Origin of the sequence: Paenibacillus glycinis (genome assembly GCF_009909185.1) — a bacterium.
GTDB classification, from domain to species: Bacteria; Bacillota; Bacilli; order Paenibacillales; family Paenibacillaceae; genus Paenibacillus_Z; species Paenibacillus_Z glycinis.
This window is the reverse complement of sequence record NZ_JAAAMV010000015.1, coordinates 13,963-29,568: the sequence shown is the minus strand read 5'-3', so window position 1 is coordinate 29,568 and position 15,606 is coordinate 13,963. Positions and strand designations below refer to the sequence as shown.

The following is a 15,606-nucleotide window of genomic DNA, read 5'->3' as shown; positions in this document are numbered from 1 at the left end:
CAGCCTGAGCAGGCTGCCTTTTTGCCGTGTAATCAGGCCGAGGCGGAACGAGACTCGGCCTCGGCCGGAAACGGGCGCAGGCGTTCATCAGAGCGCGCGGCCGTTTCTTGAATCGGGCACGGCCCGTTCCCGCGACCGCGCATGAACGTTCTCCGATATACCCGCGATTGTTGCTGCAATCGCGCCTCGCCGTTCTCCGCGACGTGCCCGGAATCGTTCGCGGAATCGCTACTCCCCCTGATCCTGCAGCAGGAAGCGGTAGCCGATGCCCGGCTCCGTCTCGATGAATTTCGGACGCGTCGGGTCTTCCTCGAGCTTCTTGCGCAGATGACCGATGTAGATGCGCAGATAATGGCTGTCCGACTCGTGATGATGGCCGCCCCACACCTGCTGCAGCAGGTGCCGCTGGGTGATCACCTTGCCCGCGTTGGAGGCCAGTATCTTGAGCAGCTCGTACTCCGTCGGCGTAAGCTTCACGCGGCTGCCGTCCAGCTCCACGAGCCGCTGCGCGAGATCGACGACGAGCCGCCCGAAGCGCAGCACCGGCTCCTGCTGGGCGTTGCCCGAATGGCGCAGCGCGACGCGAATGCGGGCGACCAGCTCGCCCATCCCGAACGGCTTGGTCACGTAATCGTCCGCGCCGCCGTCGAGGGCTTCGATCTTGTCCGCTTCCCGGTCCTTCGCCGTCAGCACGATGATCGGGATCCGGGACCAATCCCGAATGCGCCGCAGCACTTCGATGCCCGGAATGTCCGGCAGCCCCAGATCGAGCACGATCAAATCGGGATGATTCATGCTCGCCTGGTAGATGCCCGCCTCCCCGGTCGCGGCCTCCAGCACCTCGAATTGATGCGCCTTCAGCGTGACCTTCAAGAGCTTGATGATCTGCGGCTCGTCGTCCACGACGAGAATCCGCGCGCCGCTGGTTGTCGTCATGTTATGCTTCCTCCTCCTTGCGCTCCCAATCCTCCGGCAGCCCGGGGTCTCCGGCCGGCAGCGCGATCGTCACGACCGTGCCCTTCCCCGCGCGCGGCCCCGCGGCGATGGTCCCGCCGTGGGCTTCCACGATGCCTTTGCAGATGGCGAGCCCGAGTCCCGTGCCGGTCGTGCCGTTCACGTCGGCGCCCCGGTAAAATTTATCGAACACCCGATCGCGGTCGTCTTCCGCGATGCCGATGCCTTCGTCCGCCACCGAGATCCGCACCCACGGCCCCGTCTGCCGGACCGCGATGACGATCTCGCTGCCGTCCGGCGAATACTTGATCGCATTGCTGACGACGTTGACCAGCACCTGCTCCAGCAGCACCTCGTCGCCCGGAAAATACGGCGCCGGATCCGGCAGCTTCACGACGATGCGCCGGTCCTGCTGGAAGCCCTTCACCTGCGACAGCACGACGCCGAGAATATCCTCGGCGTCGCACCAATCCCGGCGCAGCGCCAGCATGCCGCTCTCGAGCCTCACCATGCCGAGCAGGTTGGTGACCAGCCGGTTCATCCGCAGCGCGCCGTCGCGCACCGTGCCGAGCAGCTCCACCCGGTCGGCGGAAGAAAACACCTCGTCGCCCTCCATGAGCGCAGACGCCGAGCCGATGATGGTGGCGAGCGGGGTGCGCAGCTCGTGGGATACCGAGTCGAGCAGCGCCGTCCGGATCCGCTCGGATTCCGCCGTCAGATGCGCCAGCTTCGCTTCCTCGCTCAGCTTGATGCGGGCGATCGCGCTGGCGGCCAACCCGCCGAACGCCTCCAGCAGGTTAAGCTCCTCCGCCGACAGCGCCTCGTCCTCGTTCCCCGTACGGATGACCATCACGCCGAAGGTCCGCTCTTCGGTTCGCAGAGGCACGAACAACCCCGAGAAGTCTTTCAGCGTGCGCGTGCCCTTGCCTGCCATCTCCCCGTGCCGGAACGACAGCATGGCGATCGCCATCGCGGATTCGCTTTCGTCGATGCCAAGCTCCGCGGGCGCCCAAGCCGCCCGCCGCAGCTCCGTCTTGTCGTCGGGCAAGTAAATGGCCACGTACGTCTGGACGGTCTCGTATACGCGCGAGATGATATTGTCCAGCAGCACTTGGATATCGCCTATGGCGGTGATTTGCCGGCTTAACGAATAAAGGGCCGCCGTGTTGGCTTCCCGCTGCTTGGACAGCTTTACCTGCTGCCTCAACCGGGCGGCGAGCGTAGCGGTGAGCGCCGCCACCGCCAAATACACGGCGAACGAAAGCACGTACCTGAGGTCCTGGACGGTAAAGCTCAGAAAGGGCGGAACGAAGAAATAATCGAATGCCAGGACGCCCGCGGACGCCGCGTAGAACGAAGGCGCGATGCCCCAATACACGGCGCTGAACAGGATCGGAAACAAATAAATAAGCGCGATGTTGACGTCATCGAAGATAAAGCCCAACACATGAAAAAGGGATGTCAAACCTGCGATTCCGATCGTTATCCATACATAAGGCTTGAATGTGATTCGTTTGCTCTCAGCGGTTGCCGCGACTGTCTTCCCCTTCTTTCGCATCATGATCCGCGACGATCAAGATATCCCGATCCCTGGACGACGCGATCAGATTCTTCACGACCGAGCCGTGCAGAAACGCATCCCACCATGAAATCCGGGATTGCCCGATAATGAGCTGCGTGGCTTCCGTTTTATTGGCTTGGGCCGCCAACGTGGCCGCGATTTCTTTTCGCGATTCGGCTCGGTGCACGCAGAATTTGCCGCCCAGCCTGACCGTCAGCCGTTCCAAGGCCGCCAACTCGCCATGCAAGCCTTCGCCGCCGCCCTTATCCCCGACAAGCACGTAATTTACGCACCAGGGCGCCTTTAGCCGGTACGCGGTCCGGAAGCCGCGCCTCACGAGACGCTGCGCGTAAGGCGTATCGTTGACGCAAACGAAAATGCTTTCCCGTCTTCGCCACGGCCCGCGAAGCGAATTCTTTCGTTCAAGCGACTCCAGCCGTTCGTCCACGTCGTCGGCGATTTCCCGCAGCGCCAGCTCGCGCAGCGCGATGAGGTTGCCCGTCTTGAAAAAATTCGAGAGCGCTTGATCGATCTTTGCCGCCGCATAGATCTTCCCTTCGCGCATCCGGTGCTGGAGCGCTTCGGGCGCCACGTCAATCAATTGTACTTCATCCGCCATCTGCAGGATACTGTCCGGCACCGTTTCGCGAACGCGAATGCCCGTGATCTGCTCCACCGCATCGTTCAGGCTTTCCAGATGCTGGACATTGACGGTCGTGATGACCGAGATGCCGGCATTCAAGATCTCCTGCACGTCCTCGTACCGCTTCTTGTTCCGGCTGCCGGGAACGTTCGTATGGGCCAGTTCGTCCACGAGCACCACCTCGGGGCAAGCCGCGATGATCGCGTCGGTATCCATCTCCTCGAGCGAGACGCCTTGATATTGGATGCGTTCCCTCGGCATCAGCGACAGTCCCCCGATTTGGGCGACCGTCTCCTGGCGGCCATGCGTCTCCAACAAGCCGATCCGCACGTCGATGCCCTTGCGCAGCAAGTCATTGCCTTCCCGAAGCATCGTATACGTCTTGCCGACGCCGGGCGCCGCCCCGATGTAGACCTTGAACGTGCCCCGCTTGATTTCCCCGATCCGTTCGGTCACTTCCTGTTCGCTCAGCCTCCGGTAAGGCTGCTGCACGGCGGAAGCGATATTTGCGGGAATCACGCGCTCCCCTTCTCGTTCCGACCGGTCCGCCATGAGGAACACGTCGATGTTGCGCGCCCGCTTCAACAACTGGTTGACGATGGAGCCGTACAAGAAATCCTGCCAACGGGTTCGCTTCGTATGTCCCATGACGATGCGGGTCACTTGATGAGCGACGGCATAATTCACGAGCGTTCTCGGGAGGACGCGACGATTGCGGAAGCTTAGCTCCTCGAATTCGCCGCCGACCTTCTCGACCAGCTTGATCATATTGCGCCGAAAAGTCGCCGCTTCTTTGGATAGCTTGCGCTTCATGTCGCGGAACGTCACGACCATCAGCTCGCCGTTCAGCCGCTTGGCGATCTGCTGGCCGCGGCGGACGTAGATCGAGCCGTTCCAATGATACTGCGCCGAGACTAGAATCCGTTCGCCCGTGCCCGTCGGACCGATCAGTCCCTGCTCTTCGCGATGTTCGCGCAGCGAATCGCCGACGTCCTCGGCGACGAGCCGCAGCGCGAGCTCGCGCAGCACGCCGAGATTGCCGCGCTTGAAGACGGACTTATCCAGGCTGCCGCTCAGATGGCCCTCCGCCAGCCGGCTCAGGATCGTCTCCGGCGTCACGTCGATCAGCCTGACCTCGTCCGCCAGCTCCAGCGTGTCCGTCGGCACCGTATGCTTCACCTCGATGCCCGTCAGCTTCTGGGCCAGCTCCGTGTAGCCTTCCAGCTCGTAGACGTTCACCGTCGTGATGACGCTGATGCCGTGGCCGAGCAGGAACTTGATGTCCTCGAGCCGCGTGGCGAATCGCGAATCGGAGCAGTTCCGGTGAGCGAGGCCGTCCACCAGCACGACCTCCGGGTTGCGCGCCAGCAGCGCGTCGAGATTCAGGTCCTTGCATTCGACGCCGTCCCGGTACCAATGAATGCTCGGCACCCGCTCAAGGTCCCCGATCTGCTCCACCGTCTCCGGCCGCTGCAGCGTCGAGACCGCGCAGATGACCACGTCGACGCCCTGCTGCCGGAGCATCTGGCCTTCCCGGAGCATATGGTACGTTTTCCCCGATCCGCTGACGGGTCCGATGTAGATCTTCAGCGTTCCCCGGTGCAGCTTGGAGATGGACTGCAAAATTTCTTCCGGCGTCTTGCGTTTGAAGCTTTCCACGACAATGTTTCCCCCTCTATAGCCGGTCGGCGCATAACGCAAACGAAGCCACCCCCGACCTGCGGGAGCGGCTGCGCCGTTTTATAGTTTGATTTGCTTCAACAATGCCTCGTTCAGGGCGTTCACGTTGACCCGCGGTTCCCCGAAGATTCCGAGCTGCCGGCTCTTCTCCAGGCCGTCGATCAGCTTGTTCAGGTCGTCCGCGCTCATGCCGGTCGCCTTGCTGATGCGCGGCACTTGGGCTTTCGCCGCCTCGGGCGACAGATCCGGGTCGAACCCTGAACCCGATGCGGTCACGAGATCGGCCGGCACATCCGTCATTCCCGGATTGTCCGCCTTCACGGCGGCGACGTTGTCGCCGATTTCCTTCACGTAATCCGGCGTCGCGACGGCCCGGTTGGAGCCGGCGGAAGCGGTCGGATCATACTTGGCCATCGAAGCCCGCGGATGGAAGAGCTTCGGCGAGTCGACGCCCTGCGCGAGCAGCTCCGATCCGGTGACCGTGCCGTCGGCGGCTTCCATCAGGCTGCCGTCCGCCTGCTTGGGGAACAGCACCTGCGCCACCCCGGTCGTCACGAGCGGATAAATGAATCCGCAGATGATCATCAGGCCGATGGACACGCGTATTGCGGTGGATATCATTTTCATGGTTGAAGACTCCTCTGCTTCCGTTTTAGGCTAGGTGCAGTCCCTGCAGTATCAGATCGATGATCTTGATGCCGATGAACGGCACGATCACGCCGCCGATGCCGTAAAGCAGCACGTTGCGCGTCAGCAATCGGTCCGCGCTCATGGCACGGTATTTGACGCCCCGCATCGCGATCGGGATCAAGAGCGGGATAATGATCGCGTTGAAGATCAGCGCCGACAGGATCGCCGATTGCGGCGAGGCGAGGTCCATGATGTTCAGCGATTGCAGCTGCGGCATCGCCAGGATGAACATGGCCGGGATGATCGCGAAATATTTGGCGATGTCGTTGGCGATCGAGAACGTCGTCAGCGCGCCGCGGGTGATGAGCAGCTGCTTGCCGATGGACACGACGGACAGCAGCTTCGTCGGATCGGAATCCAGGTCGATCATGTTCGCGGCTTCCTTCGCCGCCATCGTGCCGGAATTCATCGCGAGGCCCACGTCGGCCTGCGCCAGCGCCGGCGCGTCGTTCGTGCCGTCGCCGGTCATCGCGACCAGCTTGCCTTCCTGCTGCTCCTTGCGAATGACGGCGATCTTGTCCTCCGGCTTCGCTTCCGCGATGAAATCGTCGACGCCCGCTTCCAAGGCGATCGTCGCGGCCGTGAGCGGATTGTCGCCCGTGGCCATGATCGTCTTGATGCCCATGGACCGCAGCTCCGCGAAGCGTTCCTTGAGTCCCGGCTTCACCGTATCCTTCAAGTAGATGACGCCGTAGATCCGGTCGCCGATGGAGACGGCGAGCGGCGTGCCGCCGGCCTTGGCGATGCGGTTCGAGATCTCGTCCAGGTCGGCGGGCACGCTGCCGCCCTTGGCGGAGATGTATTTCTTCATGGCGTCCACGGCGCCTTTGCGGATCGGCGTGCCGTCCGGCATATCGAGACCCGACATCCGGGTTTCGGCGGTGAATTCGATCGGTTCGGCGCTGCCGTATTCGCTCTCGGCGAACGTCTCCCCGAGCTTCGTGGCCATTTCCACGATGGAGCGTCCTTCCGGCGTCTCGTCCTTGACGGAAGCCTTCAGCGCCGCGAGCGTCATCTCGTTCTGCGACACGCCCTTGACGGGGGCGAATTCGGAGGCCATCCGGTTGCCGTACGTGATCGTCCCGGTCTTATCCAGGATCAGCGTATCGATGTCGCCGGCCGCTTCGACCGCCTTGCCGGACATCGCCAGCACGTTGAACTGCGTGACGCGGTCCATGCCGGCGATCCCGATCGCGGACAGCAGCCCGCCGATGGTGGTCGGGATCAAACAAACGAGCAGCGCGATCAAGGTCGCGACATCCAGCTTCACGTCCAGGTAATCCGCCATCGGCACCATCGTCAGGATGACGACCAGGAAGATCATGGTCAGAACGGCCAGGAGCGTCGTCAGCGCGATCTCGTTCGGCGTCTTCTGGCGCTTGGCCCCTTCGACCAGCGAGATCATGCGGTCGAGGAACGACTCGCCGGGATCCGTCATGACTTTCACGATAATAAAGTCGGACGCGACCCGGGTACCGCCGGTAACGGACGAGAAATCGCCGCCCGCTTCCTTGATGACCGGAGCGGATTCGCCCGTGATCGCCGATTCGTCGATCGACGCGAGCCCTTGGATGATCTCGCCGTCGGTCGGGATGATCTCCCCGGTATCGACGCGGACGATATCCCCCTTGCGCAGCTGCGTGGACGATACCTGCTTCAGCGAGCCGTCCTTCTGGACCAGCTTCGCCATCGTCTCCGACTTCGTCTTGCGCAGCGTGTCCGCCTGGGCTTTGCCGCGGCCTTCGGCCAGCGCTTCCGCGAAATTGGCGAACAGCAGCGTGAACAGCAGGATGAGGAATACCGCAATATTATAACCCCGGCCCGCGCTTGAAGCGGCGAAGAGATCCGGTTGAAAAGAGAGCAGCAATGTGATCAAGGTACCGACTTCGACGACGAACATGACCGGGTTCTTGATCATGACGGCGGGGTTCAGCTTTTTGAACGCGTCCGCGATCGCTTGAAGCACCATATCCTTCGATAAGCTTTTTTTACTTGCGGCCATTATAGATCCTTCCTCTCAGCAATCTTTATTTCGGCATCGCCAAATGTTCGGCAATCGGTCCCAGCGCAATCGACGGGAAGAACGTCAGCGCCCCGATGACGAGGATGATCACGACGAGGATGCCCGAGAACAACGGCGTGTTGGTTCTCAGCGTGCCCGTCGTCACCGGAACGACGCGTTTGACCGCAAGCGAGCCGGCGATGGCGATCATCGCGATGATGGAGACGTACCGGCCGAGGAGCATGACCACGCCGATCATGATGTTGTAGAAATCGGTATTCGCGGTCAAGCCGCCGAACGCCGAGCCGTTATTGGCCGCGCCGGAGGTAAATGCATAGAGCACTTCCGTCAAGCCGTGCATGCCGCCGTTCGCGATGGACGACATCGCGTTCGGACTGAGGAATGCGATGGCCGTCGGCACGAGGATCACGACCGGATGGATCAGCAGCGCGATGGAGGCGAGCTTCACTTCCTTGCCTTCGATCTTCTTGCCCAGGAATTCCGGCGTCCGCCCGACCATCAGGCCGCATATAAAGATCGACAGAATGAGGTACAATAAACCATTGAGCAGCCCGACGCCCTTGCCGCCGAACACGTTGTTCAACATCATTTCGGCAAGTGCCGTGAATCCGCCAAGAGGGGTCAACGACTCGTGCATGTTGTTGACGCTGCCCGTCGTAGCCGCCGTAGTCACGGTCGTGAACAAAGCCGATTCCGATATGCCGAAGCGAACTTCCTTGCCTTCCATGTTGCCGTGAACGCCCATGGCGTCCAGCGCTCCTACGCCTTTATACTCGGATACGAACACCGTTACCAGCATGACCAGGAAAATAAATCCCATCGCGCCGAATATTGCCCAGCCTTGCTTCTTGTTCTTGATCATGAGACCGAATGCGTAGACCAGCGCCGTCGGCAGCAGCATCATGCATAAGATGTGCACGAAGTTCGCGAGCGCCGTCGGGTTCTCGAACGGATGCGCCGCGTTCGTTCCCATCCAGCCGCCGCCGTTCGTCCCGATATGCTTAATGGACTCCAGCGAAGCAATGAGACCCCGCGTAATCGTTTGTTCGCCGCCGCCGAGCGTCGTTGCGTGCACGGCGCCGAGCAGCGTCTGAGGTATGCCTTGAAAGACCAGAAACAGCGCGACGATAAAACTCAGCGGCAGGAATACCCGCGTGATCGAGCGGATGATGTCGACATAGAAGTTGCCGAGATCGTCCTTGCGGCCGACGAGACCGCGAATGAAAGCGATCGCCACCGCGAAGCCGGTCGCCGCCGACGTGAACATCGGGAACGTGATCGCGAGCAGCTGCGATAAGTACGACAGTCCGTTCTCGCCGCTGTAGGACTGCCAGTTCGTGTTCGTAATGAACGATACGGCCGTATTGAACGCCTGGCCGGCCGGCATGTTGCCGATCCCGTCCGGGTTCATCGGCAGATGGCTCTGCAGCCGCAGCACGAGATAGATCAGCAGCAGCATGACGAAATTGGACAGCAGGACCGCGCCAAGGTAGCCGCGCCAGCCCATCGATTCCCCTTCCTTTACGCCCATGATCCGGTAAAGCAAACGCTCGACCGGGCCGAACACCCGGTCGAGGCCCGTTTTTTCCTGCGAAAAAACTTTGACGAGATATGTGCCCGCCGGCTTCACCAACAGCATGATGACGACCAGCGTAATGGCAACTTGTACGAATCCCATAGCCATAGCAATGTTTCCTCCTCGTTATTGAAGCAGCATACTCAAAACTTTTCCGGCTTCACAAGCACGAAACCGAGATAAATCATCAGGGCGATGGCGATAATCCCCATTACGACCATGTCGCTTCCTCCTTAACTTGTTGAACTGCCGACCGCCGTCCCCCTCGGCCGCGATCCGGCCGGTTAGCGCGATCGCTCGGGAAGATCGGCTTCACGCTTTCTCGCAAAATTTCTTGAACCCCCAGAACAATCCGAACACGATCGCAGCCAAGAGGACCATCGTAAAATCGTTAACCATCCGAGCACCCTCCTCACGAGCCTTTCTGTAGCTAGTCATAACATTTTCCAATCGAAGCAAACTTATGCTAATCCAGCAGGAACGAAATGCTGCCGGTGTTGGAATGCACGATGTGGGTGGCGCCGAGGCTCTTGTAGATCAGCCTGCCGTGCGTTCGTCCCGTGATGACGTATACCGGCTGATCCGTCCATTTGCGGATCATGCGCAGATACCGGCAGCACAGCGACAAGCTGCTTTCGAACAAGAACACCCTGCCGACCGGATAATCCGGCATCTCCCACGTATCCGGGTCGATCGTATTCACGAGTAGGATGGAGGCGATGCCCAGCTTGGAGAGCTGCTGGCGCTCCGCGACGCTGTTCGTGATCGCCGTGAACGGCACCCCCTTGACGAGCAGCTGCTTCATGAAATTTTCGCCGGCCTTCGTCAGGGCCGCGACGACGACCGTTTCCGATGTCTGATTGATATCCCGTATCCCCACGTCCAATCCCCGCTCCCTTCTTTCGTACTAAGCCATCTTAATCCCGTTTCCCATAAATTCGGGGTAAAGAGTTGCCCCCCAAGGTGTAAAAAAGTTATAAAAATCGCTTGGCGCCGCGGGTCCGCGCCTAGAAAATGACATACGCCTCCGCATGCTCGAAGCAAAACGAATGGTCATGCAGGCTGTCGGATAACGATTTGCCCACCGGCGCCCCGTTGCCGCCGGCCAGCTCGCGCAGCGCCGCTTCCGCCGCCAACGACCGGACGTCGCCCCACGTCTCGTGCTTGATCCGGGCTTCCAGCAGGCCTTCGCTGAGCGTATGGTGCTTGAAGCCCTGGAACGCGCAGGCCCATTTGATAAAATCGCCCTTCAAGGCGCATTCGCGAAAAACGCCGACGCCGAGCTCGCCCGAGCCCGTGCCGAGCATCAGGATGCCGCAGCAATCCCCGCTTCCGCATTCCGGCAGCAAGAGGCGCGCCGTCTCGCGATCGAAACGGAAGCATTCGATGCGTTCGATTTTCACCATATCCATGCGTTCTCTTTGAAGCGAAGCTCTCGTCTGTACGGCGTGCATGCTCATTCACTCCTTCGTGGGATAAAAAAAGAAGCCGGGAAGAAGAGATGTCTCTACTCCCGGCTTCATGGACAGCGCAAAGAAAAAGGCAGCTTCGCGCGCTTTGGCCTAAGTCGTCTCTCCGGTTCGCTTGCGAGGTTAGCTGTCGGATTCGGGCTAGAGAGTGCCCTACCCGGACAAGCGCTGCTTGTCCGCGATTCACCCCGGGAAGACGCGCCGCCACGCGGCGCCGGCTTCCGTTGGTTCCCCCGCTCCCTATAAAGGGATTCAGCGATTATGGGTTGAACAAAAGTTGCATGTGATGATTCTAATCGTAGTCCCGCGCGCAGAAATTGTAAAAAGCCGCATCGGCCCGCATGGCGAAATTCTTGTCGGCCAGCGGCAATGAAAGCGCGCACATAGAATGGAATCGTCCGCATGCCCGCAAATTGCTTTCATTTTCGGGTGCATATCCGTTCGCGGGTCCTCCGTCGCGGCAAGGGCAGGACGCATTAAAACCGACTAATTCTATTGAAATGAACGACTTAAAGGTTTAAAGTTAACCTATAATTTGCCATTGCCCTTATTGCCCCTGTCCTGAGTTCCGCATCATTTTCCCGAGGAGGAATTTGCATGAGCACCACTTCTGCGCAAGCTCTGTTCGCCCCTTTCCGTTCCGCGAAGCTCTCGCTCGACAACCGGATCGTCATGGCGCCGATGACCCGCGGCTTCTCTCCCGGCGGCGTGCCGGGCGAAGACGTGGCCGCCTATTACCGGAGGCGCGCCGAGAACGGCGTCGGCCTCATCGTGACGGAGGGGACGCTGATCGATCATCCCGCGGCCGGCGCGAGCCCGAGCTTGCCCCATTTCTACGGCGAGGCTGCCTTGGACGGCTGGGCCGGCGTCGTCGGCGCGGTCCACGAAGCCGGCGGCAAGATCGCTACCCAGCTCTGGCATGTCGGCATGACCCGCCAGCCGGGAACCGGCACGAACCCGGACGCGGCTTCCGTCGGTCCGTCGGGATTGAACCTCGCCGGCGAGAAGGTCGGCCAGCCCCTGACCGAAAACGAGATCGCCGACCTGATCGCGGCCTACGCGCAAGCCGCCGCCGATGCCAAACGGCTCGGCTTCGACGCCATCGAGCTGCACGGCGCCCACGGCTACCTGATCGACCAATTCTTCTGGCGCGTCACGAACGTCCGGACGGACCGGTACGGCGGCGACTTGGCGTCCCGGACCCGATTCGCCGCGGAAGTCATCGCGGCCTGCCGGCGCGCCGTCGGCCCGGACTATCCGATCGTGCTGCGATACTCCCAGTGGAAGGATGGCGCCTACGAGGCGAAGCTCGCGGAAACTTCCGCCGAGCTGGACCGCTTCCTGCGGCCGCTCGTCGACGCGGGCGTCGACCTGTTCCACTGCTCGACCCGCCGGTTCTGGGAGCCCGCCTTCGAGGACGGGGCCGACCTGAATCTGGCCGGCTGGACGAAGAAGCTCACGGGCAAGCCGACGATCACGGTCGGCTCCGTCGGGCTCGATCTGGAATTCACGCGCCTCTTCAAGGAGGGAAAGGGCGCCGGAACGGCCAGCCTCGGCGGCTTGCTGGAACGGCTCGACCGCGGCGAATTCGACTTGGTCGCCGTCGGCCGGGCGCTCTTGAGCGATCCCGCCTGGGCGGTCAAAATCAAGCAAGGACGGCAGGACGAGCTGGAGCCGTTCGCGCCCCAAGCGCTCGGAACGCTGTACTGACGCGGCGGCGCCGCTCCGAAAGGATGCGCAGGCACGCGAAAATCCCGATCCGCAAACGAAAGGACCGCCATCTCCGCAGCCAAGCGGAAATGGCGGTCCTTTTCTTGCGAAACATCCGTACTGCGCGCGCGGAGCTCGAAAGATCGTAAAATTGAGTTGGTCAGTCCATGAAAGGGAGAGCCTGCTCGCGCAAGGCGATCGCCGGCTCAGATGATGCAGCGACTAGGACGGTTCGGCTTGCTGCATCGTGAACTTGTCCAGCAGCTCGCCGGCCGTGGCGGCGATATGCTCGAACGCGCCGTCGAGCTCCTTGACGCTTTGCGAGTGATGCGCCATGTCGCCTTTGATCCGGTCGATGTCCGCGCCGATCGCCTTCAGCCGGTTCTGCATCAGGCCGAGCTGCGTGCGGATATCCTTGGAGGAGTCGCGGCTCTGCACCGCCATGCGCCGGATTTCGGTCGCCACGACCGAGAAGCCCCTGCCGTACTCGCCGGCGTGCGCGGCTTCGATCGACGCGTTCAACCCGAGCAGATTGGACGTATCCGCCAGCTCCTGCACGATGCCGATGATCGACTGAATGTCTTCGATATCGCGATTCAGCGTATCGGATTTGCCGGACAGCGCGTCCATCTCCGCGTTGATCGCATCGAAGGCGGACGCGATGCCGTTCGAGGTCGCCGTCATCTCTTCGACCGAAGCGGCCAGGCTCTCCGAGCAGCCGCGGATCATGTCCAGCTTCTGGTTCAGGACGGCCGAGGTCAGCACCCCGACGATCTGCCCCTCGAACCGGAGCGGCGTCGACGTGCCGATATACGGAACGCCGAACAGCTCCGGCCCGCGTTCCTCCCGGAACACCCGGCCATGGACGAACGCCTTCTCCGAAATCGTGCCCGCCAAGGCCGAACGCGGCGTGCCGACGGGAATATCGACCGCGACCTTCATGTTGTTCCGGAAGGCCCGCACTTGATCCGCGTCGATCAGCACCAGCGTGGCTTCCTCGGGAAAAACGCTCAGCAGCGTGTCCATCGCGCCGATCACGGATTGCAAATAGGCTTCTTTGTTCTGCGTCATGTTTCGTACAGCTCCTTCTTCGGTTGACGGCCCGTCCGAGCGCGTGCTGCCCCCACTATACCGCAAAATCGTTAGTTAATTATGTGATTTCGGGCAAATGGACGCGGGAAGACGGGATTTTCGCGCCCGGGCGCGCTCCAGCCCCGCGTGGCGGCCCCATGCGGGGATTATCGCCGCAGCGGCTTATGCCGGGTCCGTGCAGGCGAAGCCGCGGCGTCTCCTCGGATGCGCGCGATCCGCTCGCGTGCGGCTGCCGCAAGCGGATCAACGCGAGTGGCCGGGCTGCTCCCCGTTATGCGCCGCCGCGAATCCGCCCGCCTGGTTCCAGGCCGAGCCGTACGGATGCGCGCCGCCGCCCCGGAACGGCAGCGCCACGACGCCGGCGTCGCAGCGGACGATGCCCTTGCGGCTGCCGCTGATCAGCAGGCCAGTGTCGTCGAACAGCGTGTCGGCCAGCTGATAAGCGTCCCCCGCGCGGTACGAGAACACGATGCCCCGGCGCGGCCTGCCGGACGCGTTGGCCGCCGAGCCGTGCAGCGTCAGCGCATGATGAATGCTGATGCCGCCCGTCTTCGGCATGATGCAGGCGATGTCGTCCGGATTCGCCGGCTCCTCCCAATACCGGGTCTCCTGGCAGGCTGCAGCGAAGCGTCCGTCCTTCATGTGGTTCAGAGGGCCGAGCCGGTGGCTCCCCTTCACCATCTGCATGCAGCCGTTCTCCGGCGTCGCGTCGTCCAGCATGACCATGACGGACAACAGATCGGTATTGGTGTGGGGATAGAAGACGTAATCCTGATGCCACGCGAACGCGCCGACGCCCTTCGCCGGCGGCTTCGTCGCCAGCTTGGAATGCTGCAGCTCGATATCGTCGCCGAGCAGGGCGCGCAGCTTGCCCACGATCGCCGGATGCTTCGCCAGCCGGAGAAAGGCCGGATGCAGGGACGTGATGCCGAGCGCGTGCACCGTCATCGTCTCGTATTCCTTCTGCGTGCGAAGCGACGTGATCGCGTCCGCTTCGCAGGCAAGACGCAGCTCTTCGACCTCCGCCTCGCTCAATATCCCGTCGAACACCAGGAAGCCGTCTTCGCGGTACTGCGTGATTTCTTGTTCCGTCAGTCCTGTCGCGTTTCCGTTCGCCATCGTCGATCACTCCCGTGAATGATTGGTCGGTTCTACTCCTCCATCATACGGGTGACAAGAGCCCCCGAGCTATAATAGACTGGGGATAAACTATCAGGATTCGGGGAAAGGTCGTGGCCGGCATGAACGGCGAATTGGATTTCTTCTTCTACAAATCCCATGACGCGGGCAGTTACGTCGATTATCACAAGCATAGCTGCTACGAGCTTGTCTACTACGTATCGGGGACAGGAACGATGAATCTGAACGGCGGGACGCTGGCCTACGGACCCGGCACGATCACGCTGACCCGGCCGAATTACATGCACGACGAGCGGCACGACGAAGCGACGGAGGTCGTCTTCTTCGGTTTTCGCTACGACGATTTCCCCGTGCAGCTGCCGAACGGCCTCATCCGCGATACGGACGAGCGGGCGATCCTCGCGCTCATGCTGACGATGAAGGAGGAGCTGCTCGCCCAGAAAGCCCACTACGCGCAGCGGGCGAATCTCCTGCTGAACGAGATCATTCTGCTGCTCGGCCGGCAGGCGGAAGCGCCGCAGGGCGACGAGCAGCGGCCGGAGCGGTTGTTCTACGCGCGGCGCTACATGGACGAGAACTATACGCAGCCGCTGCAGCTTCGCACGCTGGCGGAGCTGTCCGGCTACGGCGAGGATCATTTTCGCCATCTGTTCAAGGTCCAGACCGGATTGTCGCCGGGGCGATATTTGCTGCGCAAGCGGCTTGAAGCCGCCAAAGGGCTGCTGCTGAATACGACGCTGACGATCAGCGCGATCGGCCTCGAGTGCGGCTTCTCGACGACCTCGCAGTTCATCGAGCTGTTCCGCAGGGAGCTCGGCGACACGCCCTTGCAGTACCGGAAGACGCGTTGACGCCGGCCGGACGCCGAGTCGCCGAGTCGCTGGAAGTCGCATTGACGCCCGCCGGACGCCCATGCCGGTAGGCTACCGGAACGCGCATAGACATCGCCGGACCATCGCAAGTCGCAATGACGGACGCCGGACACTACCGCTGTCTGGATACCGAAAGCCGCTCCGGCGCTCCCCGGACGCCCCGCCGTTCATCGGACGCGAGCTCCGTCGCTTGCCG

The 15,606-nt window shown here is 61.8% G+C and carries 13 protein-coding genes and 1 riboswitch; of the genes, 2 read left to right on the top strand and 11 right to left on the bottom strand.

Annotated features, from left to right (window positions below):
- Positions 1-228: 228 nt before the first annotated feature.
- From GT019_RS17900 to GT019_RS17860, 9 genes are all read right to left on the bottom strand, one after another.
- Complete coding sequence (locus GT019_RS17900; protein ID WP_161744557.1) at positions 229-936, bottom strand: response regulator; 708 nt, start codon at positions 934-936, stop codon at positions 229-231.
- 1 nt (position 937) lies between these two features.
- Positions 938-2,512: an ATP-binding protein gene (locus GT019_RS17895; protein ID WP_161744579.1), complete on the bottom strand. Its 1,575-nt coding sequence runs from the start codon at positions 2,510-2,512 to the stop codon at positions 938-940.
- On the bottom strand, positions 2,475-4,817 hold the full coding sequence (locus tag GT019_RS17890) for a histidine kinase (protein WP_161744556.1): 2,343 nt from the start codon (positions 4,815-4,817) through the stop codon (positions 2,475-2,477). The genes GT019_RS17895 and GT019_RS17890 overlap by 38 nt, the downstream gene beginning before the upstream one ends.
- Before the next feature lie 81 nt (positions 4,818-4,898).
- Positions 4,899-5,465, bottom strand: coding sequence for a potassium-transporting ATPase subunit KdpC (gene kdpC / locus GT019_RS17885; RefSeq protein WP_161744555.1), 567 nt, complete (start codon positions 5,463-5,465; stop codon positions 4,899-4,901).
- Between the two features lie 25 nt (positions 5,466-5,490).
- Positions 5,491-7,530: a potassium-transporting ATPase subunit KdpB gene (gene kdpB, locus GT019_RS17880; protein WP_161744554.1), complete on the bottom strand. Its 2,040-nt coding sequence runs from the start codon at positions 7,528-7,530 to the stop codon at positions 5,491-5,493.
- Between the two features lie 25 nt (positions 7,531-7,555).
- Entirely contained in the window at positions 7,556-9,229 is a 1,674-nt protein-coding gene (gene kdpA / locus GT019_RS17875; protein WP_161744578.1) for a potassium-transporting ATPase subunit KdpA, read from the bottom strand.
- 41 nt (positions 9,230-9,270) lie between these two features.
- Positions 9,271-9,339 carry a K(+)-transporting ATPase subunit F gene (gene kdpF, locus GT019_RS32700; RefSeq protein WP_407945091.1) on the bottom strand — a complete coding sequence of 23 codons (69 nt, stop codon included), beginning with the start codon at positions 9,337-9,339 and terminating at the stop codon, positions 9,271-9,273.
- A gap of 254 nt (positions 9,340-9,593) precedes the next feature.
- Positions 9,594-10,007 (bottom strand): hypothetical protein, encoded by a 414-nt coding sequence (locus GT019_RS17865; RefSeq protein ID WP_328803986.1) that lies wholly within the window; start codon positions 10,005-10,007, stop codon positions 9,594-9,596.
- 127 nt (positions 10,008-10,134) lie between these two features.
- A complete protein-coding gene (locus GT019_RS17860; RefSeq protein ID WP_161744553.1) occupies positions 10,135-10,581 on the bottom strand; it encodes a hypothetical protein in 447 nt (148 codons plus the stop codon).
- A 112-nt stretch (positions 10,582-10,693) separates the two neighbouring features.
- Positions 10,694-10,864, bottom strand: a riboswitch (cyclic di-AMP (ydaO/yuaA leader).
- 329 nt (positions 10,865-11,193) lie between these two features.
- Here GT019_RS17860 and GT019_RS17855 point away from each other — a divergent pair.
- On the top strand, positions 11,194-12,306 hold the full coding sequence (locus tag GT019_RS17855) for an NADH:flavin oxidoreductase (RefSeq protein WP_161744552.1): 1,113 nt from the start codon (positions 11,194-11,196) through the stop codon (positions 12,304-12,306).
- A 222-nt stretch (positions 12,307-12,528) separates the two neighbouring features.
- Here GT019_RS17855 and GT019_RS32500 read toward each other — a convergent pair whose 3' ends face one another.
- On the bottom strand, positions 12,529-13,377 hold the full coding sequence (locus GT019_RS32500; protein ID WP_161744551.1) for a methyl-accepting chemotaxis protein: 849 nt from the start codon (positions 13,375-13,377) through the stop codon (positions 12,529-12,531).
- Between the two features lie 264 nt (positions 13,378-13,641).
- Positions 13,642-14,517, bottom strand: coding sequence for a phytanoyl-CoA dioxygenase family protein (locus GT019_RS17845; RefSeq protein ID WP_161744550.1), 876 nt, complete (start codon positions 14,515-14,517; stop codon positions 13,642-13,644).
- 122 nt (positions 14,518-14,639) lie between these two features.
- On the opposite strand from GT019_RS17845, the gene GT019_RS17840 reads away from it, so the two are divergent.
- A complete protein-coding gene (locus GT019_RS17840; protein WP_161744549.1) occupies positions 14,640-15,389 on the top strand; it encodes an AraC family transcriptional regulator in 750 nt (249 codons plus the stop codon).
- Positions 15,390-15,606: the final 217 nt, after the last annotated feature.

Bases quoted from the DNA above. Each gene is read 5' to 3' on its own strand.
- GT019_RS17900 (WP_161744557.1), bottom strand. From the start codon at position 936: ATGACGACAACCAGCGGCGCGCGGATTCTCGTCGTGGACGACGAGCCG.
- GT019_RS17895 (WP_161744579.1), bottom strand. From the start codon at position 2,512: ATGCGAAAGAAGGGGAAGACAGTCGCGGCAACCGCTGAGAGCAAACGA.
- kdpC (WP_161744555.1), bottom strand. From the start codon at position 5,465: ATGAAAATGATATCCACCGCAATACGCGTGTCCATCGGCCTGATGATC.
- kdpB (WP_161744554.1), bottom strand. From the start codon at position 7,530: ATGGCCGCAAGTAAAAAAAGCTTATCGAAGGATATGGTGCTTCAAGCG.
- kdpA (WP_161744578.1), bottom strand. From the start codon at position 9,229: ATGGGATTCGTACAAGTTGCCATTACGCTGGTCGTCATCATGCTGTTG.
- GT019_RS17860 (WP_161744553.1), bottom strand. From the start codon at position 10,581: ATGCACGCCGTACAGACGAGAGCTTCGCTTCAAAGAGAACGCATGGAT.
- GT019_RS17855 (WP_161744552.1), top strand. From the start codon at position 11,194: ATGAGCACCACTTCTGCGCAAGCTCTGTTCGCCCCTTTCCGTTCCGCG.
- GT019_RS32500 (WP_161744551.1), bottom strand. From the start codon at position 13,377: ATGACGCAGAACAAAGAAGCCTATTTGCAATCCGTGATCGGCGCGATG.
- GT019_RS17845 (WP_161744550.1), bottom strand. From the start codon at position 14,517: ATGGCGAACGGAAACGCGACAGGACTGACGGAACAAGAAATCACGCAG.
- GT019_RS17840 (WP_161744549.1), top strand. From the start codon at position 14,640: ATGAACGGCGAATTGGATTTCTTCTTCTACAAATCCCATGACGCGGGC.